Origin of the sequence: Mycobacterium sp. (assembly GCF_965229265.1) — a bacterium.
Lineage (GTDB): Bacteria > Actinomycetota > Actinomycetes > Mycobacteriales > Mycobacteriaceae > Mycobacterium.
Map to the genome: position 1 here is coordinate 813,576 of NZ_CBDDIY010000012.1, position 23,856 is coordinate 837,431.

22 protein-coding genes and 1 tRNA gene are annotated in these 23,856 nt (G+C 66.1%); 16 read left to right on the plus strand and 7 right to left on the minus strand.

The features are described 5' to 3' along the window. Nucleotides 1-10 precede the first annotated feature (10 nt). Nucleotides 11-1,153, plus strand: coding sequence for a glutamate--cysteine ligase (locus tag ADBZ9K_RS21715; protein ID WP_526624055.1), 1,143 nt, complete (start codon nucleotides 11-13; stop codon nucleotides 1,151-1,153). A gap of 6 nt (nucleotides 1,154-1,159) precedes the next feature. Here the strand turns inward: ADBZ9K_RS21715 and ADBZ9K_RS21720 are convergent, their stop codons facing one another. Further along, complete coding sequence (locus ADBZ9K_RS21720; RefSeq protein WP_526624057.1) at nucleotides 1,160-2,287, minus strand: carboxylate-amine ligase; 1,128 nt, start codon at nucleotides 2,285-2,287, stop codon at nucleotides 1,160-1,162. Between the two features lie 177 nt (nucleotides 2,288-2,464). Between ADBZ9K_RS21720 and ADBZ9K_RS21725 the strand changes: the two genes are divergently transcribed. Both ADBZ9K_RS21725 and ADBZ9K_RS21730 read left to right on the plus strand, forming a co-directional pair. After that, entirely contained in the window at nucleotides 2,465-3,925 is a 1,461-nt protein-coding gene (locus ADBZ9K_RS21725; protein WP_526624059.1) for an amino acid permease, read from the plus strand. A 190-nt stretch (nucleotides 3,926-4,115) separates the two neighbouring features. After that, nucleotides 4,116-4,940, plus strand: coding sequence for a crotonase/enoyl-CoA hydratase family protein (locus ADBZ9K_RS21730; protein WP_526624061.1), 825 nt, complete (start codon nucleotides 4,116-4,118; stop codon nucleotides 4,938-4,940). A 3-nt stretch (nucleotides 4,941-4,943) separates the two neighbouring features. Here the strand turns inward: ADBZ9K_RS21730 and ADBZ9K_RS21735 are convergent, their stop codons facing one another. The 3 genes from ADBZ9K_RS21735 to ADBZ9K_RS21745 form a co-directional block, all read right to left on the minus strand. Further along, on the minus strand, nucleotides 4,944-5,207 hold the full coding sequence (locus ADBZ9K_RS21735; RefSeq protein ID WP_526624063.1) for a hypothetical protein: 264 nt from the start codon (nucleotides 5,205-5,207) through the stop codon (nucleotides 4,944-4,946). Nucleotides 5,208-5,455: 248 nt separating this feature from the next. Next, a tRNA-Ser gene (locus ADBZ9K_RS21740) sits at nucleotides 5,456-5,542 on the minus strand. Nucleotides 5,543-5,593: 51 nt separating this feature from the next. Continuing rightward, a complete protein-coding gene (locus ADBZ9K_RS21745; RefSeq protein WP_526624065.1) occupies nucleotides 5,594-6,106 on the minus strand; it encodes a MarR family winged helix-turn-helix transcriptional regulator in 513 nt (170 codons plus the stop codon). Nucleotides 6,107-6,169: 63 nt separating this feature from the next. Between ADBZ9K_RS21745 and ADBZ9K_RS21750 the strand changes: the two genes are divergently transcribed. After that, nucleotides 6,170-7,153 (plus strand): NAD(P)H-quinone oxidoreductase, encoded by a 984-nt coding sequence (locus tag ADBZ9K_RS21750; RefSeq protein WP_526624067.1) that lies wholly within the window; start codon nucleotides 6,170-6,172, stop codon nucleotides 7,151-7,153. 4 nt (nucleotides 7,154-7,157) lie between these two features. Here the strand turns inward: ADBZ9K_RS21750 and ADBZ9K_RS21755 are convergent, their stop codons facing one another. Continuing rightward, the gene (locus ADBZ9K_RS21755; protein WP_526624068.1) at nucleotides 7,158-8,354 is read right to left on the minus strand and encodes a cysteine desulfurase-like protein; all 1,197 of its coding nucleotides are present in this window, start codon (nucleotides 8,352-8,354) and stop codon (nucleotides 7,158-7,160) included. Between the two features lie 109 nt (nucleotides 8,355-8,463). On the opposite strand from ADBZ9K_RS21755, the gene ADBZ9K_RS21760 reads away from it, so the two are divergent. The 9 genes from ADBZ9K_RS21760 (at nucleotide 8,464) to ADBZ9K_RS21800 (ending at nucleotide 19,979) form a co-directional block, all read left to right on the plus strand. Further along, complete coding sequence (locus ADBZ9K_RS21760) at nucleotides 8,464-10,440, plus strand: DUF6541 family protein (protein WP_526624070.1); 1,977 nt, start codon at nucleotides 8,464-8,466, stop codon at nucleotides 10,438-10,440. 29 nt (nucleotides 10,441-10,469) lie between these two features. Beyond that, nucleotides 10,470-10,982: a proteasome activator gene (locus ADBZ9K_RS21765; RefSeq protein ID WP_526624072.1), complete on the plus strand. Its 513-nt coding sequence runs from the start codon at nucleotides 10,470-10,472 to the stop codon at nucleotides 10,980-10,982. A gap of 14 nt (nucleotides 10,983-10,996) precedes the next feature. Then, complete coding sequence (gene wzt / locus ADBZ9K_RS21770) at nucleotides 10,997-11,836, plus strand: galactan export ABC transporter ATP-binding subunit Wzt/RfbE (protein WP_526624073.1); 840 nt, start codon at nucleotides 10,997-10,999, stop codon at nucleotides 11,834-11,836. Next, entirely contained in the window at nucleotides 11,833-12,777 is a 945-nt protein-coding gene (gene glfT1, locus ADBZ9K_RS21775; RefSeq protein ID WP_526624075.1) for a galactofuranosyltransferase GlfT1, read from the plus strand. Before wzt ends, glfT1 begins: the two co-directional genes overlap by 4 nt. Then, nucleotides 12,774-13,604, plus strand: a complete 831-nt coding sequence (gene wzm, locus ADBZ9K_RS21780) for a galactan export ABC transporter permease subunit Wzm/RfbD (RefSeq protein WP_526624077.1) — start codon at nucleotides 12,774-12,776, stop codon at nucleotides 13,602-13,604. The genes glfT1 and wzm overlap by 4 nt, the downstream gene beginning before the upstream one ends. Nucleotides 13,605-13,654: 50 nt before the next feature. Next, nucleotides 13,655-16,387 (plus strand): AAA family ATPase, encoded by a 2,733-nt coding sequence (locus tag ADBZ9K_RS21785; RefSeq protein ID WP_526624078.1) that lies wholly within the window; start codon nucleotides 13,655-13,657, stop codon nucleotides 16,385-16,387. Between the two features lie 93 nt (nucleotides 16,388-16,480). Beyond that, nucleotides 16,481-17,272 (plus strand): alpha/beta fold hydrolase, encoded by a 792-nt coding sequence (locus tag ADBZ9K_RS21790; protein ID WP_526624313.1) that lies wholly within the window; start codon nucleotides 16,481-16,483, stop codon nucleotides 17,270-17,272. Between the two features lie 13 nt (nucleotides 17,273-17,285). Further along, complete coding sequence (locus tag ADBZ9K_RS21795) at nucleotides 17,286-18,116, plus strand: alpha/beta hydrolase (protein ID WP_526624079.1); 831 nt, start codon at nucleotides 17,286-17,288, stop codon at nucleotides 18,114-18,116. 357 nt (nucleotides 18,117-18,473) lie between these two features. Beyond that, nucleotides 18,474-19,979: an HNH endonuclease signature motif containing protein gene (locus ADBZ9K_RS21800; protein ID WP_526624081.1), complete on the plus strand. Its 1,506-nt coding sequence runs from the start codon at nucleotides 18,474-18,476 to the stop codon at nucleotides 19,977-19,979. Here ADBZ9K_RS21800 and ADBZ9K_RS21805 read toward each other — a convergent pair. Together ADBZ9K_RS21805 and ADBZ9K_RS21810 are read right to left on the minus strand one after the other, a co-directional pair. Beyond that, nucleotides 19,976-20,410 carry a pyridoxamine 5'-phosphate oxidase family protein gene (locus ADBZ9K_RS21805; protein ID WP_526624083.1) on the minus strand — a complete coding sequence of 145 codons (435 nt, stop codon included), beginning with the start codon at nucleotides 20,408-20,410 and terminating at the stop codon, nucleotides 19,976-19,978. The genes ADBZ9K_RS21800 and ADBZ9K_RS21805 overlap by 4 nt on opposite strands. A gap of 82 nt (nucleotides 20,411-20,492) precedes the next feature. Beyond that, nucleotides 20,493-21,116 (minus strand): HD domain-containing protein, encoded by a 624-nt coding sequence (locus ADBZ9K_RS21810; RefSeq protein WP_526624085.1) that lies wholly within the window; start codon nucleotides 21,114-21,116, stop codon nucleotides 20,493-20,495. Between the two features lie 65 nt (nucleotides 21,117-21,181). Between ADBZ9K_RS21810 and ADBZ9K_RS21815 the strand changes: the two genes are divergently transcribed. From ADBZ9K_RS21815 to dprE2, 3 genes are read left to right on the plus strand one after another with little or no spacing between them, the layout of a single operon-like run. Then, entirely contained in the window at nucleotides 21,182-21,592 is a 411-nt protein-coding gene (locus ADBZ9K_RS21815) for a GtrA family protein (RefSeq protein ID WP_526624087.1), read from the plus strand. A gap of 27 nt (nucleotides 21,593-21,619) precedes the next feature. Beyond that, a complete protein-coding gene (gene dprE1 / locus ADBZ9K_RS21820; RefSeq protein ID WP_526624089.1) occupies nucleotides 21,620-23,020 on the plus strand; it encodes a decaprenylphosphoryl-beta-D-ribose oxidase in 1,401 nt (466 codons plus the stop codon). Between the two features lie 19 nt (nucleotides 23,021-23,039). Next, nucleotides 23,040-23,819, plus strand: a complete 780-nt coding sequence (gene dprE2 / locus ADBZ9K_RS21825; protein WP_526624091.1) for a decaprenylphospho-beta-D-erythro-pentofuranosid-2-ulose 2-reductase — start codon at nucleotides 23,040-23,042, stop codon at nucleotides 23,817-23,819. Nucleotides 23,820-23,856: the final 37 nt, after the last annotated feature.

A 23,856-nucleotide genomic window follows, 5' to 3' on the forward strand; every position in this document is an offset into this window, starting at 1 on the left:
CCCACCCGACGTGACCATCGAGTTCACCGCCGCAGAGCGGTCCCGGATCGGGCTGGAGTGGGAGGTTGCCTGCGTCGACCGGCGCAGCGGAGAGCTGGCCCCCGCAGCGCCCGAGATCTTGGCGAAAATCGGTCCCGTTGAGGGGTTTCCACACGTCACAGGTGAGCTGCTCACCAACACGGTGGAATTGGTGACCGCTCCGCATCATCGGGTGAACCACGCTGTCGCCGAGCTGAGCCAGCTTGCCCACACCGTGATCGACATCGCCGAACCGCTGGGAGTGGAGGTGATCTCGTCGGGGACCCATCCGTTCAGCCAGTGGTTCGCCCAACAGGTCACCCCCGGTAACCCGCGCTACGACGTGCTCATCGATCGCACCCAGTGGTGGGGACGGCAGATGATGATCTGGGGTGTGCACATCCACGTCGGCATCGAACGGCGCGACAAGGTGCTACCGATCGTGAACGGCCTGCTCAACTACCTCCCGCACTTCCAGGCGCTGTCGGCCTCCAGCCCGTTCTGGGCCGGCGAGATCACCGGTTATGCCTCCAACCGCGCCCTGATGTTCCAGCAATTGCCGACTGCCGGGCTGACACCCGCGTTCACCGACTGGGCGTCCTACGAGAGGTTGGTCGCCGACCTGCGGCATATCGGCGTCATCGAGAGCTTCGGGGATCTGCGCTGGGACATCCGGCCCTCGCCAAAGTGGGGCACAGTCGAACTGCGGGTGTTCGACGGCGTCTCCACCGCGTACGAGATTGGCGCCATCGCCGCGTTCACCCAGACCCTGGTCGAGTACTTCTCCCGCGAGCTGGACGCCGGTCGACCGATACCGGTATTCCCGCAGTGGTTTCACCGGGAGAACAAGTGGCGCGCCGCCCGCTACGGGATCGACGCCATCGTGGTGGTCAGTCCGGACGGCGACGAACGGCTGGTCACCGACGACCTGTTGGACCTGATCACCAAGCTGTCCCCGATCGCCGAGGAGTTGGGCAGCCTCGACGAGCTGCACCGGGTGCAGACGATCATCGACCGCGGTCCGAGCTATCGCCGGCAATTGCAGGTCGCCGAGGCCAGCTTCGGCAGCCTCAAGGCGGTGGTGGGTGCGCTGGCCGCCGAGCTGCGCGACAACACCTTGACCACCCTGCGCTGACCGGAATCAGCCGGCGGACACCGGCTCGGCGGCCACCGCCAAGTCGGCGACGAGCGCATCCAGACCGCCACCCACGTGCAAGGCCCGGCGCTGTCGCACCGCGCCGTTGCCCTCGGCCAGGCTTCTCGCCAGCGACCGTTTGACGTTGGTCAGCTCGCCGAGGTCTTCCAGCACGGGCGTGACCCAGTCGACGAGGGATTCCACGACCGCAACCGCCGAGGTGATCCGGCCGAGCCGCACGTCATACCCCTGACCGGTGAGACCGTCGTGCGCGGCTTTCCACTTCGCCGCCACCAGCGTCTCGGTGCCGACCTCTGGCGCCGTGCGGCCCCGCTGGAGTTCACGCAGCGCCGTGACCGCCAGTGCCCGGACCAAGGTGGCCAACGTGACCGCTTCGTCGACGGTGGCCGCGACGTCACTGACCCGTACCTCGATCGTCGGCAGGTGGCTGGAGGGCCGCACGTCCCAATAGACCATCCGCTCGTCGAGCACCGCGCCGGTCTCGTGCAGGACGGCGACGAGCTCGTCAAAGTGTTCCAGCGAACGGAAGTAGGGCGGCGGGCCCGACACCGGCCAGCCGGTCTGTTGCACCGCGCGCCAGCTCGCGTAACCAGTGTCGAAGCCGGCGTAGACCGCCGAGTTCGCGGTGAGTGCCAACAGCGCAGGAAGCCAGATTCTGATGAAGTTGCTGACCTGCAAGGCGGTTTCACGATCGGGCATACCGACGTGTACATGACAGCCACAGATCACCTGCCCGTAGGTGAGGCTCCCGAACGAGTCGGTGATCCACTCGAAGCGGGCGCTGTCGGTGAGGGTGAACGGCGGCTTGCCGACCGGGGGAACCGCAGCGGGCAGCAACCGTGCACCGACGGTCGCCGCCGCCTGGGCCGCAACACTTCTCAGGCGCGCCAGCTCAGTGCGTAGCTCGGCCGCACAGGTGTGCACCGAGGTGTCGGTTTCGACCTGGCAGCTGGCGAATTCGGTCGTCAGCGCCAGCCCCAGCCCACCCGCCGCCTCGACGACCGCTCGGTTGTCCCCGAAGGGCACCCCGGAGATCGCGTCGACGAGCAGGAACTCCTCTTCGACCCCAAACGTCGTACTCGACGGCGACGACACTGATCCACTCACCCGCATTCCTCGCCTTGGCGCGCCAAACTTTCCGCAGTTGTAGTTACGCGACGACGCCGACCGCGACAAGGGTTCTAACCAGCGGGATCGATAGGGCCGCCGTATCGAATCCTGCTGATCTGAAGTGTCTGATCCAGCCTTCGACGGGATTAGCGTCTGCAGGCGCCAAGCCATCGAAGGGGCATGATGTCGAACCAAATTGAGGAAGCCGGCGGCGCTCCGGTCGCGGTGAACACGGCCGACGACCGACCGCACCGGAAGCTGCGGGGCACCCTGGGCGTCTGGGGAATCGTGTTTGTGGTCGTGGCCGCCGCCTCACCACTGGGTGTCATCGGCGGTCCGGTGCCGCTGGGCATCGGAATCGGCAACGGGACGGGCTTCCCCGCCATCTTTGTCGTCAGCACGGTGATCATCCTGCTGTTCGCAGTGGGTTTCACCGCACTGACGCCGTACGTTCCCGACGCGGGCGCCTTCTACTCCTACATCGGCAAGGGCCTTGGCCGCGTCACCGGCTTCGGGTTCGCCTTTGTGGCGCTGATCTCCTACCTGACCCTCGAGATCGCGGTGTACGGCCTCATCGGCCAGGGCGCCCAGGCACTCTTCGCTTCCTACGGTTTGCCCCAGATCCATTGGGGTATCTGGGCGTTCATCGCGTTTGCGATCGTGACGCTGCTGGGACACTTCAACATCGACCTATCCCGCAACGTCCTGGGCGTCCTGCTCCTGGGCGAGGTCGCCATCGTGCTGGCCCTCGATGCCGCCGTCATCTTCACCGGCGGTCACGAAGGACTGTCCGCGGGTATCATCACCCCCTCCGAAATCGCCTCGGGCGCACCGGGTCTCGCCTTGTTGTTCGCGATCCTGAGCTTCATCGGTTTCGAGGCAACCGCGGTCTTCCGCGACGAGGCCCGCGACCCGCTGCGCACCATCCCGCGCGCCACCTACCTGGCCGTCACCCTCATCGGCGTCTTCTACACGGTGTCCACGTGGGCGCTGATCAGCGCCTGGGGCGACAGCCGGGTGGTCGAGGCCGCAACCAACGCTCCCTCGGACCTGCTGCCCACCGCCACCCAGGAGTACCTCGGCACGGCCGGGCTGCACATCGTGCAGGTGCTGTTCGTCACCAGCCTGTTCGCCTGCATCCTGTCGTTCCACAACATCGTCGCGCGCTACGTGTTCACCCTGTCCAACCGCCATGTCTTCCCGGATCGGCTCGGCGACGCGCACGAGCGCCACGGATCTCCGCACCTCGCTTCGGGTCTGGACGCCGCGATCGTCGCGGTGGCCCTGCTGCTCGGCATCCTGTTCAAGCTCGACCCGGTGACGCAGTTCTACACCTGGCTGGCCGGCATCTCGACGGTCGGCATCACCACCTTGCTGATCGCAACCAGCGTCGCGGTGCTGGCGTTCTTCGCCCGCCGCAAGAAGGCGGGCAAACTCGAGGTCTCCACCTGGCGGGCCTTCATCGCCCCGGGGCTCGGCCTGGTCGGCCTGGTGATCGCGTTCGGGCTGATCCTGCAGAACCTGCCCGCCCTCGTCGGCAATTCGACACCCATCGCGATCGGCGTCGGCGTTCTGCTGGTCGCCTTCTTCGCCCTCGGTGCCGGGATCGCGGCGCGGCGGCCCCAGGTGAAGTTGGAGTGACATGACCACCGCCTGCGAACGCTAGCTCAACGACGCGATCAGCAACGGCGGCATCGCGTTCAGCAGTGGGCAGCTGACCTGCCAGCCGCGATTGCCGCCGCCCGCGACTTCGAGATCCAGCGCTACCGGCACACCTCGTAATCGCAGGGCGACGGGGACACTGGACTTGAGGGGTCGTAGCCTACGTGCCATGAGCGAGCCCTATGAATCCCTCACCGTCGAGGTCAAGGACCACGTCGCCCAGGTCACGCTGATCGGCCCCGGCAAAGGCAATGCCATGGGACCGGCGTTCTGGGAAGAGATGCCGGTGGCTTTCGCCGCCCTTGACGCCGACCCCGACGTACGCGCGATCGTGCTGACCGGGTCCGGCCGCAATTTCAGCTACGGGTTGGACCTGGTGGCGATGGGCGACACCCTGGCCTCGACGATGAGCGGCGGCCCCTCGGCACGTCCGCGCACCGAGTTCCACGCCAAGCTCAAGCGGATGCAGCAGTCGATCACCGCGGTGGCCGACTGCCGCACCCCGACCGTCGCCGCCGTGCACGGTTGGTGCATCGGCGGCGGGGTGGACCTGATCAGCGCCGTAGACATCCGCTACGCCAGCGCCGACGCCAAATTCTCGGTACGGGAAGTCAAGCTGTCGATCGTCGCCGACGTCGGCAGCCTGGCCCGGCTGCCCTACATCCTGTCCGACGGCCACCTGCGTGAGCTGGCGCTGACCGGCAAGGACATCGACGCCGCGCGGGCGGAGAAGATCGGTCTGGTCAACGACGTCTACCCGGACCCGGAGGCCACCCTGGCCGCCGCGCACGCCACGGCCGCCGAGATCGCGGCCAACTCGCCACTGGTGGTCCACGGCATCAAGGACGTCTTGGACGAGCAGCGCACCGCCGACGTGGCTGCCAGCCTGCGCTACGTCGCGGCGTGGAACTCGGCGTTCCTGCCGTCCAAGGACCTCTCCGAGGGCATCTCGGCGATGTTCGCCAAGCGCAAGCCTGAGTACACCGGCGAATAGGCGCTACTTGCCGGCCGGGGTGATGGCTGGGACGGCCACCGAGGTCGCCAACGTCGTGGGATCGACTGCCACGGTCATGGTGGCGCCCATCTTCTCCACCGCGCTGGTGGTCATCGCCGGTACGACGGGCGACGAGTATGCCGGGAACTTCGTCTCGTCGCCGGAGTCGGCGGTGATCCCCCCGGTTACCGAACCGGGCGCCGGGTGGGTCAACCCGAACAGCGCGAGCACCGCGATCGCGCCACCGCCGACAGCTGTACCCAGCAATCTCCGATGTGAAGCTAAGCTTTTTCGAAGGTTCAGATGAGTTGACATGTGAAGCAACACCTTTCGGGCATTTCAGGTAGCGATGACTACCCGAACCGCCCTGTGTTGGGCTGTTCGGGCAACCAGTTGACGCCTTTGATCCTTTGTATGCCCGCCCAAGGCCTTAACGCACGTGTCCCAAGGTGATCCACAGAAGTCCGGATCCCTGCCCACAGCTGAGCCAACCGACCGGCTGGCCATCACAAAAGCGGTGGCGGAGGGATTTGAACCCCCGGACGGTGTTAGCCGTCTCTCGCTTTCAAGGCGAGTGCATTAGGCCGCTCTGCCACGCCACCGCCGACAAGCCTAACGGTGACATGGAACGCCGCTGTGAGGACCCACGTCGGTTAGACGCGGCCAATCTTGGCCGAGGTGCCCCCGTGCTTCAGCGCGGCGCTGATCCGACGGCAGTTTTCCCCCATTGCCGCCATCTGTGGCCGTGACAGGGGACCCAGGAAGTTCTCCCGCACCCCCAGCGCATAGGTCTGCATCGCCTCCCCGACGACGGCACGCCCTCGGTCGGTGATGCTAGCCAGCACCCCGCGGCCGTCGTCGGGGCTGGCCTCGCGGCGCACCAGACCCGCGTTCTCCAGCCGCCGGATCTGGCGCGTCACCCGACTCGGCAACGACATGAGTTGCTCGGCCAGATCCCCCATCCGCGCCGAGCCCGTCTCGGAATTGTCCAAGATTTCCAATAGCCGTACGTCAACCAAGCTCAGCTTGTGCTTGTCGACCAGCCCACGATTCAACGTTCCGTAGAGCCGCAGTGCGGCGTCGAGGAAGTTCTGCCAAGCCCTCTGCTCAGCTATATCCAACCCCGGCATCTCACTAGCGGTCCGCCCCGCAATAATCCCTCCCATTTCGCAATCGTAAGCGACACAGCGCGGTACGAAGCCGAAATGCTCCGGTAGTACCGTTGACCCATGCTGGCCATCGTCGCTGAGTCCACCGACCGCCTGATCTGGCGGGAGGTACCTGACGTGCTGCCCGAACAGGGCGAGGTACTGGTCAAAGTCACCTGCGCGGGCGTCAATCGAGCCGACCTCCTGCAGGCCGCCGGGCACTACCCACCCCCGCCCGGCGCCAGCGACATCATCGGCCTCGAAGTCTCCGGCACCATCGCAGCCGTCGGCGGCGGAGTCACGGAATGGACTGTAGGACAGGAGGTTTGCGCGCTACTAGCCGGCGGTGGCTACGCCGAGTACGTGGCGGTACCGGCCGGCCAGGTCATGCCAATTCCCCCGGGCGTCAATTTGAGTGACGCCGCCGCACTGCCCGAAGTCGCCTGCACGGTGTGGTCCAACCTCGTCATGACCGCGCACCTGAACGCGGGCGAAGAACTGCTCGTGCACGGCGGGGCAAGCGGTATCGGAACCCATGCCATCCAGGTGGCCCGCGCCCTCGGCGCCCGGGTAGCGGTGACAGCCGGATCGAAGGCCAAACTCGAACTGTGCGCCGAACTCGGTGCCGACACCCTAATCTCCTACCGCGACGAAGATTTCGTCGCGGTCGTCAAATCCGCCACCGGCGGCGCCGGCGCCGACGTCATCCTCGACATCATGGGTGCGGCCTACCTCGATCGCAACCTCGACGCCCTGGCGCTCGACGGGCGACTGGTCATCATCGGCATGCAGGGCGGGGCCAAAGGTGAACTCAACATCGGCAAGATGATCGCCAAGCGGCTGCACGTGATCGGCACGGCTTTACGCGGCCGTCAGGTCGGCGGCGCCCACGGCAAGAGCGCCATCGTCGACGCGGTGGTGGACTCGGTATGGCCGATGATCGCCGACGGCCGCGTGCGGCCGATCATCGGCGCCCGCTTCCCCGTCACCGAAGCCGCCGAAGCGCACCGGGTGCTCGCCTCGGGTGAGGCGTTCGGGAAGGTGTTGCTGACCGTCGGCGAGTGAGAGTTCAGCCCAGCGATGCCAGCGCCCTTACCAGCTGATCGACCTCGCCCACCGTCGAGTAATGAGCAAGGCCTACGGTGACCGCGCCACCGATGTCGTTGACGCCGATCAGGTCCAACACGCGCGAGTTGGCGTTGCAGACGGCCAGGATTCCGTTGTCCGCCAATCGCTGAACTACCCGCTCAGCGGGCACACCGGTGACCGCGAAGCTGACCACGGGGATGTGCACCTCGGGCTGGCCGATCACCATCACCAGCGGCAGTGACCGCAGCGACATCATCAGGTAGTCGAACAACCCATTGAGGTATGCGTTCGCGGATTGCATTGATAAGGCCAGTCTTTCGCGCCGCGATCCGCGCGCCGACTCGTCGAGGCCGGCCAGGTACTCGATGCTGGCCACCACGCCGGCCAACAGGCCGTACTGGTGCCCACCCAACTCCAGGCGGGCGGGTCCGCTGGCGTAGGGGTTCATCGACACCGACCCGAAGCTGTCGATCAGCGCGGGGTTGCGGAACACGAGCGCGCCGATCGGCGGGCCTCCCCAGGCGGGTGCGTTGAGCGCCACCACATCGGCGTCGACCTCGTTGATGTCCAGCAGCTGGTACGGCGCGGCGGCCGAATGGTCGACCACCACCAGCCCGCCGACGTCGTGCACGAGTTTGGTGACGGCGCCCACATCGGTGATCGTGCCCAGCGTCGATGACGCCGACGTCAGCGCCACCAGCCGGGTCGGCGGGGTGATGAGGTTCTCCCACTGCCATGGCGGCAACTCGCCGGTTTCGATGTCCACCTCGGCCCACTTGACCTTGGCGCCATACCGGTTCGCGGCGCGCAGCCACGGGGCGATGTTGGCCTCGTCATCGAGGCGGCTCAGCACCACCTCGTAGCCGATGCCGGCCCGCGACGAGGACGCGTCGGCCAGTGACGTCAGCAAGATCGAGCGATCGGCGCCGAGTACCACCCCGCCCGGATCGCCGCCGACCAGATCGGCGACGGCCTGCCGGGCCGCTTCCAGCACCGCCACGCTGCGCCGGGCCGCCGGGTGGGGACTCGCCACGTTGGGGACAGAGCCGCGAAATGCCGTCGACACCGTCGTGGCCACCGACTCGGGGATCAGCATCCCGGCCTGGGCGTCGAAGCGCATCCACCCGTCGCCCAGCGCAGGGTGCAGACCCCGCACCCGGGCAACGTCGTATGCCATGAAGCCCACCTTAGAGCGTCGGTGATTGTGCTATCGAGACAGCGAGGGCACCTCCGGTCCCCGCCGACGGCGAAAAGGACAGGGTCACCTGGGCAGCCATACTAGTCCAGTGAGCTTCGGGTTCGGCGTGCTGATCGCGGTCTTGTTGCTGATCCTGCCGGGTGCGGTGGTCGGGCTGGCAGGGCGGCTGAGCTGGCCCGTCGCCCTCGGCGTCGGCCCTGCCTTGACCTACGGGGTGGTCGGCCTGGCCATCATCCCGTTCGGCGCGATCGGCATCCCCTGGAACGGCTGGACCGCACTGCTGGCGTTGTTCGTCGTGACCGCGATGGTCTTCGGCGTACGCCTGCTGCTCGACCGTTACCGCAGCGCCGACCCGTTAGCCGGAGCGGTCGCGCTGCTGCCCGCGCTGACCGTGGCGGCCGGAGTGATCTTCGGCGCACTCGTGATCGGCTACGCCGCCTGGCGCGGGACCCCGTACTGGCAGTCCATCCCCAGCAACTGGGATTCGGTCTGGCACGCCAACACCATCCGGTGGATCCTCGACACCGGGCAGGCCTCGTCGACGCACATGGGCGAGCTGCGCAACGTCGAGACCCATGCCGCGCTCTACTACCCCTCGGTGTTTCACGCCCTGGGCGCCGTCCTGGCCCAGCTGACCGGCGCCGCGCCCACCACCGCCTACACGCTGAGCTCGCTGGCGGCGGCGGTCTGGCTGTTCCCGCTCAGCGCCGCGCTGCTGACCTGGCAGCTGCTGCGTCCTCGCGCTACCCAGTGGCGCACGGCTGGAGCTGCAGCCACCGCCGCGGCGCTGTCGGCGTCGTTCACCGCCGTGCCCTACGTCGAATTCGACACCGCATCAATGCCCAACATGGTCGCCTACGGCCTCGCCATACCGGCCTTCGTGCTCATCACGTCCTCGCTGCGCAATCCGCAGCGCATCCTGCTGGCGGTACTCGCCTTGATCGGGGTGTTCTCGGTGCACATCACCGGCGGCGTGGTGGTCGTCACGTTCGTGGTGGCCTGGTGGCTGCTCGACGCGCTGTGGCGCCCGGTGCGCGGCAGGCTGCGCGACTTCCTCACCCTGACCGCCATCGCGGCGCCCTCGCTGGCGGTGCTCCTGCCGCAGTTCCTCGGGGTTCTCCAGCAGGCCGAGGTCATCGCGGGCCACGCCTTCCTGACCTACCAGGGCCGCAAGCGCACGCTGTTCAACGCGATCGTCCAGCACACCCGCCATCTCAACGACTTCCCGATCCAGAACATCCTGATTGTGCTGGCCGCGGCCGGGTTCGTGCTCCTGCTGATCAGGCGGGTCTGGTGGCCGGCAGCGGTGTGGCTGGTGCTCATCGTCTCGATCGTGCATTCCGGTGCGCCGTTCGGCGGGCCGGTCGGTGCGATCGTCGGCAAGTACAGCGACCTGTTCTACAGCGACCCACGTCGCCTGTCGGCGGTGGTGACCATGCTGCTGGCCCCGATGGCCGGCATCGCGCTCTACTCGGCGGCGCTGCTGGTCGTCGCCGGCGCCCGCCGATTGACCCAGCGCTGGGCCCAGCGGGACCCCGGCCGCGGATTCTGGATCGGTGCCACCGCCGTGCTGCTGGTGGCCGTCAGCTTCGGGCTGGCCTGGCATTACTTCCCCCGGCACCGCTACCTGATGGGCGAGAAATATGACCGGGTGATCATCGACGACAAGGATTTGCAGGCCATGGCCTATCTGGCCACATTGCCCGGGGCCAAGGACACGCTGATCGGCAACGCGAACGTCGATGGCACCGCCTGGATGTACGCGGTGGCCGACCTGCATCCGCTGTGGACGCATTACGACTACCCCGTCCAGCAGGGCCCGGGCTACAACCGCTTCATCTTCTGGGCCTACGCCGACGATGCCGACCACGACCCGCGAATCGCCGAAGCGGTGAAGGCGCTGAACATCCGCTATGTGTTGACCAGTACACCGGTGGTCCGCGGGTTCGTCATGCCCGACGGTCTAGTGTCACTAGACAAGTCCAAGTCGTGGGCGAAGATCTACGACAACGGTGAGGCCCGCATCTACGAGTGGCGCGGATCCCCACCACCGGACACCCAATGAACCTGGGACGCGAGGGAATGCTCAGCGCAATGACTGCGAACACAGACGACGACAACATCGAGATCATCGGGGCGCCGGACGCGGCCGCCGGCCAGAATGGCGACGATCAGCGTTCGGTGACCGACCTGGTCGAGCAGCCCGCCAAGGTGATGCGGATCGGGACCATGATCAAGCAGCTGCTCGAAGAGGTCCGCGCTGCTCCGCTGGACGACGCCAGCCGCGCCCGGCTCCGCGAAATCCACGCCACGTCGGTCCGCGAACTCGAGGACGGCCTGGCCCCCGAGCTGCGCGAGGAACTGGAGCGCCTGGCGCTGCCGTTCTCCGAGGACGCCGTGCCGTCCGACGCCGAGCTGCGGATCGCCCAGGCACAGCTGGTCGGCTGGCTGGAGGGCCTGTTCCACGGCATCCAGACGGCGTTGTTCGCTCAGCAGATGGCGGCCCGTGCACAGCTGGAACACATGCGTCAGGGTGCGCTGCCGCCCGGCATGGGCCAGCCTGGCACCCCCGGAGTCCCCGGTCACGGCACCGGGCAGTACCTGTAATCAGAGACGCAACGGTGTCAACCGCCGACCCCTACATCGAAACCCGCGACGCCTGGGTGGAGTTTCCGATCTTCGACGCGAAGACGCGGTCGTTGAAGAAGACGTTCCTGGGCAAGGCCGGTGGCGCTATCGGCCGCAACACCGAGAACGTCGTGGTCATCGAAGCACTCCGCGACATCACCATGACGCTCAAAATGGGCGACCGGGTGGGCCTGGTCGGCCACAACGGGGCGGGTAAGTCCACCCTGCTGCGACTGCTGTCGGGCATCTACGAACCCACCCGCGGTTCGGCCAGCGTGCGCGGGCGCGTCGCGCCGGTGTTCGACCTGGGCGTGGGGATGGACCCGGAGATCTCGGGCTACGAGAACATCCTCATCCGCGGGTTGTTCCTCGGCCAGACCCGCAAGCAGATGCTGGCCAAGGTCGACGAGATCGCGGAGTTCACCGAACTCGGCGAGTACCTGTCGATGCCGCTGCGCACGTACTCCACCGGCATGCGGGTGCGACTGGCCATGGGCGTGGTCACCAGCATCGACCCAGAGATCCTGCTGCTCGACGAGGGCATCGGCGCGGTGGATGCCGACTTCCTCAAGAAGGCGCAGACACGGCTGCAGAGCCTGGTCGAGCGGTCCGGGATCCTGGTGTTCGCCAGCCATTCCAACGAGTTCCTGGCCCGGCTGTGCAAGACCGCGATGTGGATCGACCACGGGACCATCAGGATGACCGGCGGCATCGAGGACGTGGTCCGCGCCTACGAGGGCGAAGACGCCGCGCGGCATGTGCGGGAGGTCCTCGAAGAGCACAAGGGCGACTGGTCGAACGAACCGACGCAGGGCCGGGCCGCCCAGCAATGACCGATGTCGTGTGCGCCGTCGTTGTCACCCACCGTCGGCCAGAACAGCTGGCGAGATCCCTGGACGTACTGAGCACCCAGAGCCGCATGGTGGATCACCTCATCGTCGTCGACAACGACTTTGGCAACGGGGAGGACGTGCGGGTGCGCGACCTGGTGGCCGGGCAGCCGGTGCCGACGACCTACCTCGGTTCGCGCCGAAACCTCGGCGGTGCAGGTGGTTTCGCGTTGGGCATGCTGCAGGCGTTGGCCCTGGGCGCGGACTGGGTCTGGCTGGCTGACGACGACGGCCGCCCCAAGGACACCGAGGTGCTAGCCACCCTGCTGGCGTGCGCGCAGAAGCACGGGCTTGCCGAGGTCTCGCCGATGATCTGTGATCTCGACGATCCCGAGCGCCTCGCGTTCCCACTGCGCCGCGGGCTGGTGTGGCGTCGTTGGGTCAGTGAACTGCGCATCGACGGGTCCGGAGACGATCTACTGCTCGGGATCTCCCACCTCTTCAACGGTGCCCTGTTTCGTGCGGAAACTATTGATGCCGTTGGCATTCCAGACCTTCGGTTGTTCGTCCGGGGTGACGAGACGGAGCTGCACCGCCGGCTACTTCGATCCGGGCTGCGCTTTGGTACTTGCCTGAATGCGGTATATCTGCATCCGCAAGGTGGCGACGAGTTCAAGCCGATCCTCGGCGGACGGATGCACACCCAATACCCCGACGACCCGACAAAACGGTTCTTCACCTATCGCAACCGCGGCTACCTGCTCTCACAACCCGGATTGCGCAAGCTGCTGCCCCAGGAGTGGCTGCGGTTCGGCTGGTACTTCCTGGTCACCCGTCGCGATCCGGCCGGCTTACGGGAGTGGATTCGGTTGCGCCGCCTCGGCCGGCGCGAGCACTTCGGTCCACCCGACCCTCGACATCTCGGAAAGCGGGAGCACCAGTGACGTTCATTGACGCCGCCGCGCAATCGAAGACCTTCACCCGCGCGTGGGGTGACCTGCTCGACGGCTACCGCAAGCGGGAGCTGTGGCTGCATCTGGGTTGGCAGGACATCAAACAGAAGTACCGACGGTCGGTACTCGGCCCGTTCTGGATCACCATCGCCACCGGCACCACCGCCGTCGCGATGGGCGGGCTCTACTCACAGCTGTTCCATCTCCAACTGTCCGAGCACCTGCCGTATGTGACGCTCGGCCTGATCATTTGGAACATGATCAACGCCTCGATCATCGAGGGCGCCGACGTGTTCATCGCCAACGAGGGCTTGATCAAACAGCTGCCCACCCCGCTGAGCGTGCACGTCTACCGGCTGGTGTGGCGGCAGATGATCCTGTTCGCGCACAACATCGTCATCTACGTGGTGATCGCGATCATCTTCCCCAAACCGTGGTCGTGGGCCGACTTGGCGGCGATCCCGGCGCTGTTTCTGATCATGCTCAACTGCGTGTGGGTGTCGTTCTGCTTCGGCATTCTGGCCACCCGCTACCGTGACATCGGGCCGCTGCTGTTCTCGATCGTGCAGCTGCTGTTCTTCATGACGCCGATCATCTGGAACGACGAGACGCTGCGCCAGCAGGGCGCCGGCCGGTGGGCCAAGATCATCGAGCTCAACCCGCTGCTGCACTACCTCGACATCCTGCGCGCCCCGCTGCTCGGTGCTCACCAGGAGCTGCGGCACTGGGTGGTCGTAGTGGTGCTGACACTTCTCGGCTGGCTGGTTGCTGCGCTGGCACTGCGCCAGTACCGGTCGCGGGTCGCGTACTGGGTGTAGCCCGGGCACCGGCCGCTGAGGGGACGGGCGATCGATGGTAAGCAATGTGGGTGCCCTCCAAGACTTTCGTCGGCCGCGTCGAGGAGCTTGACACCATCAAGGCCCTATTCACCCGGGTTCGCAACGGGACGGGTGGGGCCCTGGTGGTCCGCGGCGAGCCAGGGATCGGCAAGACGGCACTGTTGGAGACCGCCACCTCGGCCCTGAGCGGCGTGAGCGTGATCCGGTCGGACGGATTCGAAGCAGAGCTGGCCATGCCGTACGCGGCACTCCAGCGCATCGGGTCATCGTTGAACGATCACATCGACGGGCTCCCCGAGCGGCAGCAGCAGGCGTTGCGCATCGCGTCGGGGCACGAACAGGGCCCACCACCCGACCGTTTTCTCGTGGGTCTGGGCATGCTCGGCTTGTTCGCCGCGGCCGGGATTCAACGACCGGTGGTCTGTGTGGTCGACGATGCGCACTGGCTGGATTCCGAATCCCGGGAAGTCCTTGCCTTCGTGGCACGTCGGCTGCAGGCGGAGTCGACGGCGCTGCTGTTCGCCTCGCGCGACAGTCAAGAATCCAGGACCCAGCTGGCGGGAATCCCCTGCCTCGAACTGGGTGGACTCGACACCCAATCCGCCGTCAAACTCCTCTCCGCATCGGCGGCCGAGCCCATCGATCCGTATGCCGCCATTCGTATAGCGACGGCGACAGGGGGGAACCCGCTGGCCCTGCTGGACCTCACCGAAGACCTGAACCCCCATCAATTGAGCCAACTCTGGCTGTCACCGGCACCAGCTCCGATCGGCAGCCAGCTGGAGGAGCATTACCTGGATCACATTCGGCGGCTGCCGGACGGCGTTCGACTTTGGCTATCGCTGGCGGCCGCCGACCCATCGGCTCACCACACCTTGGTGGCAACCGCTGCCGCATCGCTGGATCTGTCGCCGGACTGCCGCTACGAGGCCGAGCGGGCACGGCTGGTGACGGTCGGTGAGACGATCGTCTTCCGCCATCCGCTGGTGCGCTCAGCTGTCTACAGCGCGATGAGTCTTCCCGATCGCCGGCGCGTCCACTCGGCCCTGAGTACCACAGCGGCCGCGCTCGACCTGGTCGACCTGGCGGCTTGGCACGCGGCGGAGGCAGCCGAGGGAATCGACCCAGCAGTCGCCGATCGACTCGCTGCCGCCGCCGACCGGGCTGGCCGGCGAGGAGGGCTGGTCTCCCAAGCTCGCCTGTTGACGCGTGCGGCCGAACTGACGCCGACCGGGGACAGGCACGCCGATCTTCTGCTGGCAGCGGCGCGCGCAGCGGCTGACGCGGGTGCGGCCCAGCTAGCGCAGGGCCTTTTGGATCGAATCGACGCCCACGACCTCGGCCCTGTGCAACGCGGCCGCCTAATCATGATCCGTACCGAATTGGCGTTGTTCCTGGCCGATTCTGCGGGAATCGTTCGCGGGCCTGCCGATCTGATCGCCGCAGCCGACCTCTTTCGCGATTGCGCACCGGACCTCGAGCAGGCCGCCTTGCTGCGCGCCTTCGAATTGTGGTCGGTGACAGAGCTTCTGATGGAGGGTATGACGCTAGAGGAACTGGGCCGGCGCATTCGGGCCGGGGCCGACGTCCTCGAAGGGCCACGATCGGTGATCCTGCGTGCACTGGCCGCGCACATCCTGGTCCCTTACCCCGAAGCGGTGCCACCGATGCGTGCCGCTCTGGACATGCTCGCCCGGCTGGCAGACTCCTCGGTAACCGATTTTGGATTCGTCGGGATCACCATAGCCACAGCACTTTTCGAGAAGCATGCAGGCGTGGACTACCTGGATCGGCTAGCCACGATCGCCCGCGACGCGGGCGCACTGCGAGCGCTTGACACGGTGCTGTGGGTGCGGTCGATCTTCGATCTCGAGCACGGTGATCCCGCTTCGTGCGGCACCTACGTACTTCGAGTCCGGGAACTTCGGCGGGCCATCGGCTATGACGCCGAAAACGTGGTCAATGCCGGCTATCTGGCGTGGACCGGGGCGTCGCGCGATCACATGGAGCTGATCACCCAAGCCGTCGAACAGATGGGCTTCGGGGGCGTGCGGACTTCGGCCGTCGGCGCTCTGGCCATTCGCGACATCGCCCAGGGGCGCTACCTGGAGGCCTACACCGCTTTACAAGCGATCGCCGACGCGCCGCTGTTGCAGGTCGCCCATATCCGATTCGCGGACTTCGTGGAAGCCGCCGTGCGCAGCGGCCATCGTTCGGATGCCATCCGGGTCGCCGGACGACTCACCACGATGGCGGCGGCGACCGGCACCTCCGCGCTGGGCGGCATCGATCATCGCTGCAGGGCACTGGTGGCGTCGGACGATGAATCCGAGGATCACTTCCGCCAGTCCGTCGAGCTGCTGGATTCTGCGCGGAGACCTGCCGACCTGGCGCGGACACATCTGCTCTACGGCGAATGGTTACGCAGGATGAAGCGCCGCCGTGACGCACGCGAGCATCTACGGTCGGCCATCGCGCTGTTCGACCGTCTTGAGTCCTCCGCGTTCGCCGAGCGAGCCCGAGCCGAGCTGGCGGCCACTGGAGAGCGGACGCGCGAACGCGAGTTCGTCGCCGGTGTGGAGCTGTCGACGCAGGAAGCGGCGGTAGCTCGGATGGCCGCCGACGGCCTCACCAACGCCGAGATCGGTGCGACGTTGTTTATCAGCTCCAACACCGTTGACTATCACCTACGCAAAGTGTTCGCCAAGCTCGGCGTCTCGTCACGCCGACAACTGACCGAACGGTTCGACCAACTCGACTGACCGTCGCGACTACGAGTCGTACGTGGTCCGCGGCGACTACTCACCGCCGAGACTGGCGTCGTGCCATTCGTCAACACCGAAGACGGTGCGCAGATCTTCTACCGAGACTGGGGCACCGGCGACAAATCCGTCGTCCTCAGTCACGGTTGGCCCCTCAACTCAGACTCCTGGGCGGCCACGGCGCGCTTCCTCGCCGAGCACGGCTATCGTGTCGTCGCCCATGACCGTCGTGGACACGGCCGGTCGTCACAGACCTGGCATGGCAACGAGATGGACACGTACGCAGATGATCTCGCCGCAGTGATCGATGCGCTCGATCTTCGCGACTTGGCACTGGTCGGACACTCGACCGGTGGAGGCGAAATCGTGCGGTACGTCGGTCGGCATGGCACATCGCGGGTATCCAAGCTGGTACTCGTGTCGGCCGTACCACCGCTGATGGTGCGGGGTCCCGACAACCCGCAGGGCATGCCGCTGGAGGTATTCGACGAACTGCGGTCCGGCGAGGCATCCGATCGCGCACAGCTCTACCGCGACCTCGCAGACGGACCGTTCTACGGCCACAACCGTAGCGGCGCCGTCTCCCAGGGCATCCGGAACGGGTTCTGGCTGCAAAGCATGGCCTGCGGGCACCGGGCTGCCTACGAATGCATCACGGCATTCTCCGCCACGGATTTTCGCCGCGATCTTGTCAGCGTCGACGTGCCGACGCTGGTCATTCACGGCGACGATGACCAGATCGTGCCGATCGATATCGCCGGGAGACGTTCCGCAGATCTCATCCAAGGATCCCGATTGATCGTCTACCACGGCCGCCCGCACGGCCTCCCGGATACCGACCGGAACAGGCTGCACGCAGATCTCCTCACCTTCATCTCCCGATAGAAAGCGAGTTCCGATGTCACATCAACCCGACACCATCGTCCTGGTCCATGGACTCTGGATGACTCCGCGTAGCTGGCAGCATTGGAAGAAGTACTACGAAGCCAAGGGCTTTCGAGTACTCACCCCTGCCTACCCCGGTTTCGAGATCGAGGTCGAGGAGCTACGAAAGAAGCCCGAGGTGATCGCGAGACTCACCGTGCCGCAGACCGTCGACCACCTGGCACGCGTGGTCGAATCCGTTGCGATGCAACCGATCATCATCGGCCATTCGTTCGGTGGCACGCTCACCCAACTGCTTCTCGCCCGCGGCCTTGGAGCAGCGGCGGTGGTCATCGACTCGGCACCGACCGAGGGCGTGCGGGTGAGCCCGCTGTCACAGGTGAAGTCGCTCTTTCCTGCCTTGAAGAATCCGGCCAACATCCACAAGGCCGTCGGCTTCACTCAAGAGGAGTTCCACTACGCCTTCACCAATACGTTGACCCGCGAGGAATCGGATCAAGCCTGGCAGCACTATGCCATTGCTGCGCCAGGCAGTTGGGTGTGGCACTACGGTCTGATCGCGAACTATCAGCCCGGACATCAAGAGACCTGGGTGGATTACGCCGCCGACCGGGCACCGCTGTTGTTCATCGGCGGCGAGAAGGATCACATCATGCCGCCGGCGGTGAACAAGTCGAACGCCAAGCATTATCACAAGTCTCCGGCCGTCACCGAGTACTACGAGTTCGAGGGCCGCGATCACTGGACTTGCGCAGCACCCGGTTGGGAGGCGGTCGCCGACCACGCCTTGCAGTGGGCCCTTGAACATGCGGACACCGGGCGACACCAACAACACTCAGCGTGAGCTTGCAGCACTTAACATCTGGCCGTAACCACGGTATGCGCGTGTTCCAGCTAGCTCTGGGCGCCTGGAATTTCGGCATCGGGTGGGGCCGGCCGGTTACCGAGACTCCAAATGTTGGTACAAACCGAGAGTAGGCCGCAGTGGTGGACTCGGTTGGTCGAGCCGCCGCCAAGACCGGCCTTGCCCCCGCGATGGTCGCGGTCGCCTGGGTACTCGCCCGAGCCCGTCGACGTTGAGCGACGAACTCAAGAAGCAGGCCGTGGTCGTAGCGGCCCCCAACCCAGGACCGCACAACCGTCACCGATGTCCTGATACATCACACGGTGACATGTCGGCAATGTTGGTATAATCGAACACATGTTCGAAGCTGAACTGGTTACGACTGATGACAGCGCTGTGGTCACTGCCATCGAGGAGTGCGCGGCAGACGAGGCACGGGCGGCTGCGCGGCGGATCGCCGCGATCGGCGAGCTGGTGCGGCGGCGCTGCAGTGACGACACCCGCGCGCATTGGGCGTGCGATTCCTGGGATGCCACCGCTGCCGAGGTGTCGGCCGCGTTGGGCATCCCGCATGGTCGCGCCTCCGGTGAGATGCATCTGAGCCAGGCGATGCGCCACCGCCTCCCCCTCGTGGGAGCACTGTTCATGGCTGGCCGGCTGAGCTATCCGGTGTGCCGCGCCATCGCGTGGCGCACGATGCTCGTCGACGACACCGAGGCTCTCGCCCGTATCGACACCGCCCTGGCCGAAGCCGCGGTGGTGTGGGGCCCGATGTCGGACTACAAGCTGGGCCAGGCCATCGACGTGTGGATCGACCGGTACGACCCGGGGGCATTGCGACGCGCACGGGCGACTGCGCGCAGCCGGGACGTCACGATCGGATCGCGCGAGGAGGACACGGGCACAACTGCGTTGACCGGCCGGCTGTACTCCACGGACGCCGCACTGCTGGACCGCAGGCTGACCCAGATGGCCCACGGAGTCTGCGAGGACGACCCGCGGACCATCTCCCAGCGCCGGGCAGATGCCCTCGGGGCGCTGGCAGCTGGATCCGACCGGCTGGCGTGCGAGTGCGGCTCGGCTGAATGCCCGTCAGCCGAGGGTGACGGGCGCGCGTCGAGCATCGTGATCCATGTGTTGGCCGAGCCCGAGGCGCTCAATCACAGCACCGACCCGGCGATGTCGGGGGAAGTCGAATCGCGCCCCGTCACGAGGGACACCCCACTGGTCGAGGCACTGGCACCCCGTCCCGAGCCCGCGCCGAGCAGCGGCCCATCGACATCGCTGATCGCCGGTCGTGGGGGCGTCGTGCCGCCTGCCCTGCTCGCGCAGATGATTCGCTCCGGGGCCAAACTGCGCCCCCTGCGGCGGCCCGGCGACGAACCGGAGCCGGGCTATCGCCCTTCGAGAGCACTCGACGAATTCGTCCGCCTCCGCGATGTGACGTGCCGGTTCCCGAACTGCGACGTACCCGCGGAGCGCTGCGACGTCGACCATACGGTGCCATGGCCATGGGGCCCGACGCACGCCTCGAATCTGTCCTGCAAATGCCGGAAACACCACCTGCTCAAGACTTTTTGGGAGGGCTGGTCCGACCGGCAGTTGCCCGACGGCACGCTGATCTGGACATCGCCGGCCGGCAAGCGATACGTCACCCACCCAGGCAGCCGACTACTCATCCCGCAGTGGGAAACCACCACTGCCGAACTACCCGAACGGTCCGGATACCCACCAGGTGCGACGGGCCTGTTGATGCCGACGCGACGACGCACCCGCGCTGCACAACGCGCCTTGTTCGTCAGGCGCGAGCGGGCGCTGAATGCGGGTTACGTTGCCGGACGCAAGGCGCCCGTCCCCTATTAGCCTGGGTATGTCCCGTGATCGGGCTCGGGGCCGAATTGGAAACGGCGCCCGGACACCTCGCTGGGCGTGATGCGGACGTAGCGCAGTTTCTCGGTGGCCACCCACGGCAGCAGCTGTGCGCGGTCGGCCTCGTGGAGTTCATCGGCCGTGACGAGAACTCGTGCAGTGCCGCGCACGACGACGCTCCAGCCTTCCGCCACGGTGTGGTCATCGACCTCGAAGAGCACCTTGTCGTTCATCACCGTGCTGAACAACTTGGTGCCTTCGGCAGTACGGAACAGCAGCGTGCCGTTCTGGGTCACGAAGTTGACCGGGAAGATCTCCAGCTGGTCACCGATGTTGGTGACCAGTCGCCCCAACGAAACGCTGGCCAGCCGATCCCAACTCTCGTCGTCGCTGAGTACCGTGATCGGGCCCTGTTCGACTGTCATGGCCAGATTTTGCCGTGGCAAGCAGACGAGCGAATAGGGTCGAACGGCCCTTCGCCCACTCACCCTGGTCGTATGGCCCGTTTCAGTCGGTCAGCGTCGCCAACTCGGCTCGGAGGTTGCCCTGCGCCGGCGCTTCCCATTCCCGGCGCGCGTACTCGGTGCGGAACACCCCGGGACCGCTCAGGAGCGCGACCAAGACCTGCACCCGTCCCTTGCGGAACATGTCGTCGGGCACATGGGTGTACTCGGCCCGGATCGCAGCGGTGTTCTGCACGTAGCGATCCCGCGGCACGGCCAGTGCCGCCAGGTCGGCGTCGGAAAGCACCTCGCCGTTGTGGTCGCCGGCCGCCGGGTCGTGCGTGATGGTCAGGCGCACCAAGCGGGTCACCTCATCGACGAGACCCGGGTGCAGGCCCAACCGGGTCAGGTCCGCCTCGGCACGACGGGCGCTACGCTCCTCGTCGTCGGGCAGCCCCGCGTACACCGCGTCGTGGTACCAAGCCGCCAGCCGGACCGCGTCGGCGTCCTCGGCGAAAGCGGCCAAGTCCTCGACGTGGCTCAGGATGTCGCGCAGGTGCGAGACGGAGTGGTATCGGCGGTGCGGTTCGCTCCAGGAGGCAACCAGGTCACGGCCGACGGCGGCCACCTCGGGGCTGTCGGTATGCCGGGCCAGGAGCGCTGCCCAGGCCTCAACCAGATCCTGCACAACTCTATGGTGCACGGACCGGCGGGCAGGAGCGAAGCGACCGGGGGTGTAAGTAAGCTTCCGGCGTGCCCGAACCTGCCCCGTCGACACCCCTGAGCCTCAAGACCCAGGTGGTGCGGTTCCTCTTGACCGGCGGGCTGTCGGCAATCGTCGATTTCGGGCTCTATGTGCTGTTCTTGAGGCTCGGGCTGCATGTCAACGTCGCCAAAACGCTGAGTTTCATCGCCGGCACAACCACCTCGTACCTGATCAACCGCCGGTGGACGTTCCAAGCGTCACCCAGTACGGCCCGGTTCATCGCAGTGATCGCCCTCTATGCAGTGACCTATGCGGTCCAGGTCGGCATCAATTACCTGTTCTATCTGAAGTTCGCGGGCCAGCCGTGGCAGGTTCCGGTCGCCTTCGTGATCGCGCAAGGCACCGCCACTGTCATCAACTTCGTGGTCCAACGAGCAGTGATATTCCGGTTCAGGTAACCCAGCCGGGTAACCTGTGGCACTGACATGGCTACTGACCCTCCCCTGACGCAGCGTTCCCTGACCGGGTTCGGCCGGACGGCGCCAAGCGTGGCGCACGTCCTGTCGACCCCCGATGTGGAGGTGATCGCAGCCGCCGTCCGCCAGGTGGCCGACGCCGATTCCACCAGCCCGTCATACCTGCGCCGGGGCATCGTGGCGCGCGGGCTGGGCCGCTCCTACGGAGATCAGGCCGGCAACGGCGGCGGCATCGTCGTCGACATGACGCGCCTGAATCGCATCCACTCGCTGTCCGCCGAGACCGCTGTGGCCGACGTGGACGCCGGGGTAAGCCTCGACCAGCTGATGAAGGCCGCGCTCCCCTTCGGCCTGTGGGTACCGGTTCTGCCCGGCACCCGGCAGGTGACCGTCGGCGGCGCCATTGGATCCGATATCCACGGAAAGAACCACCACAGCGCGGGAAGCTTCGGCAATCACGTGCTGTCGATGGATCTGCTGACGGCCGACGGTGACGTCCGAACCCTGACACCAGATGGACCCGAGCGTGAGCTGTTCTGGGCGACCGTGGGCGGAAACGGCCTGACCGGCATCGTGATTCGCGCCCGCATCGCGATGACGCGCACCGAGACCGCGTATTTCATCGCCGATGGGATCGCCACCGCCAACCTGGACGAGACCGTCGCGGTTCACCAGGACGGCAGTGAGGACAACTACACCTATTCCAGCGCCTGGTTCGACCTGATCAACCCGCCGCCGAAGTTGGGGCGTGCGGCAGTCAGCCGGGGCAGCCTGGCCAAACTGGACCAACTGCCGCCGAAGTTGGCGAAAGACCCGTTGCAGTTCAGTGCACCCAAGCTGCCCGCCGTGCCAAACCTGTTCCCCGTCAGCGTGATGAACAAGCTCTCGCTCAACCTCGTGGGCGAGGCCTTCTATCGGATGAGTGGCAACTACCAGAACAAGATCGTCAATCTGACGCAGTTCTACCACATGCTGGATATCACGACTGGATGGCAATATGCCTATGGTCCAAACGGTTTCGCGCAGCACCAGTTCCTCGTTCCGCCCAACGCGCTGGACGAGTTCAAAGACATCATTCGATGGATCCAGACCCAGGGCCACTACTCGGCACTGAACGTGTTCAAGTTGTTCGGCCCGGGAAACCCTGCCCCACTGAGCTTCCCGATGGCCGGCTGGAATGTGGCGATGGACTTCCCCAACAACGCAGGCGTCAACGAGTTCCTCAACGAACTCGACGACCGCGTCATGACATTCGGCGGTCGCGTATACACCGCCAAGGACTCCCGGGTGAGCGCCGAGAAGTTCCACCGGATGTACCCGCGGATCGATGAATGGATTGCTGTGCGCCGCAAAGCCGATCCCAATGGCGTGTTTGCCTCCGACATGGCCCGCCGACTCGAACTGCTGTAGAAAGGCATCCTCCACAAACATGATCGACGCCACCGGCAACCCGCAAACCATCCTGCTGCTAGGCGGAACATCCGAGATCGGCCTGGCGATCTGCAAGCGCTATCTACGCAACGCGAAAGCCAGGGTGATCCTGGCCGACCTACCGAACGCGCCCAAGCGTGACGCCGCGATCGCCCAGTTGGAAGCCGCGGGAGCCAAGTCGGTCGAGTATCTCGATTTCGACGCACTGGACACCGCAAGCCACCCCGCTGTCATCGACTCCGCTTGGGCCCAAGGCGATGTCGATGTCGCAATCGTCGCTTTCGGCATCCTTGGCGACGCCGAGGAACTGTGGCAGAACCAGGCCAAGGCGGTGCTCAGTGCCCAGATCAACTACACCGCGGCGGTTTCGGTGGGCGTACTGATCGGGGACAAGATGCGCGCACAGGGCTTCGGCCAGATCATCGCGATGTCGTCGGTGGCCGGTGAGCGAGTGCGCCGAAACAACTTCGTCTACGGCTCCACCAAGGCCGGCCTGGACGGCTTCTACCTTGGCCTAGGAGAAGCCTTGCGCGAGTTCGGTGTTCACGTCCTGGTGATCCGGCCCGGGCAGGTCCGCACCACCACCACGCTGGAACACTGGAAGGCGACCGGCGCCAAGGAAGCGCCGTTCACGGTGAACGCCGAGGACGTCGCCGAACTGGCCGTGACATCGGCGGCCAAGGGTAAGGACCTGGTGTGGGCGCCCGGGCAGGTGCGGGTGCTGATGTCGGTGCTGCGGCACATCCCGCGGCCAATCTTCCGCAAACTGCCGATCTAAGGCGCTGCGTGCGCAACGCTGTGGCCACCGCGGGCCA

Excerpts from the sequence above, each read along its gene's own strand:
- ADBZ9K_RS21720 (WP_526624057.1), bottom strand. The coding sequence starts at position 2,287 with ATGCGGGTGAGTGGATCAGTGTCGTCGCCGTCGAGTACGACGTTTGGG.
- ADBZ9K_RS21725 (WP_526624059.1), top strand. The coding sequence starts at position 2,465 with ATGATGTCGAACCAAATTGAGGAAGCCGGCGGCGCTCCGGTCGCGGTG.
- ADBZ9K_RS21730 (WP_526624061.1), top strand. The coding sequence starts at position 4,116 with ATGAGCGAGCCCTATGAATCCCTCACCGTCGAGGTCAAGGACCACGTC.
- ADBZ9K_RS21745 (WP_526624065.1), bottom strand. The coding sequence starts at position 6,106 with ATGGGAGGGATTATTGCGGGGCGGACCGCTAGTGAGATGCCGGGGTTG.
- ADBZ9K_RS21750 (WP_526624067.1), top strand. The coding sequence starts at position 6,170 with ATGCTGGCCATCGTCGCTGAGTCCACCGACCGCCTGATCTGGCGGGAG.
- ADBZ9K_RS21755 (WP_526624068.1), bottom strand. The coding sequence starts at position 8,354 with ATGGCATACGACGTTGCCCGGGTGCGGGGTCTGCACCCTGCGCTGGGC.
- ADBZ9K_RS21765 (WP_526624072.1), top strand. The coding sequence starts at position 10,470 with ATGACTGCGAACACAGACGACGACAACATCGAGATCATCGGGGCGCCG.
- glfT1 (WP_526624075.1), top strand. The coding sequence starts at position 11,833 with ATGACCGATGTCGTGTGCGCCGTCGTTGTCACCCACCGTCGGCCAGAA.
- ADBZ9K_RS21795 (WP_526624079.1), top strand. The coding sequence starts at position 17,286 with ATGTCACATCAACCCGACACCATCGTCCTGGTCCATGGACTCTGGATG.
- ADBZ9K_RS21800 (WP_526624081.1), top strand. The coding sequence starts at position 18,474 with ATGTTCGAAGCTGAACTGGTTACGACTGATGACAGCGCTGTGGTCACT.
- ADBZ9K_RS21805 (WP_526624083.1), bottom strand. The coding sequence starts at position 20,410 with ATGACAGTCGAACAGGGCCCGATCACGGTACTCAGCGACGACGAGAGT.
- dprE1 (WP_526624089.1), top strand. The coding sequence starts at position 21,620 with ATGGCTACTGACCCTCCCCTGACGCAGCGTTCCCTGACCGGGTTCGGC.
- dprE2 (WP_526624091.1), top strand. The coding sequence starts at position 23,040 with ATGATCGACGCCACCGGCAACCCGCAAACCATCCTGCTGCTAGGCGGA.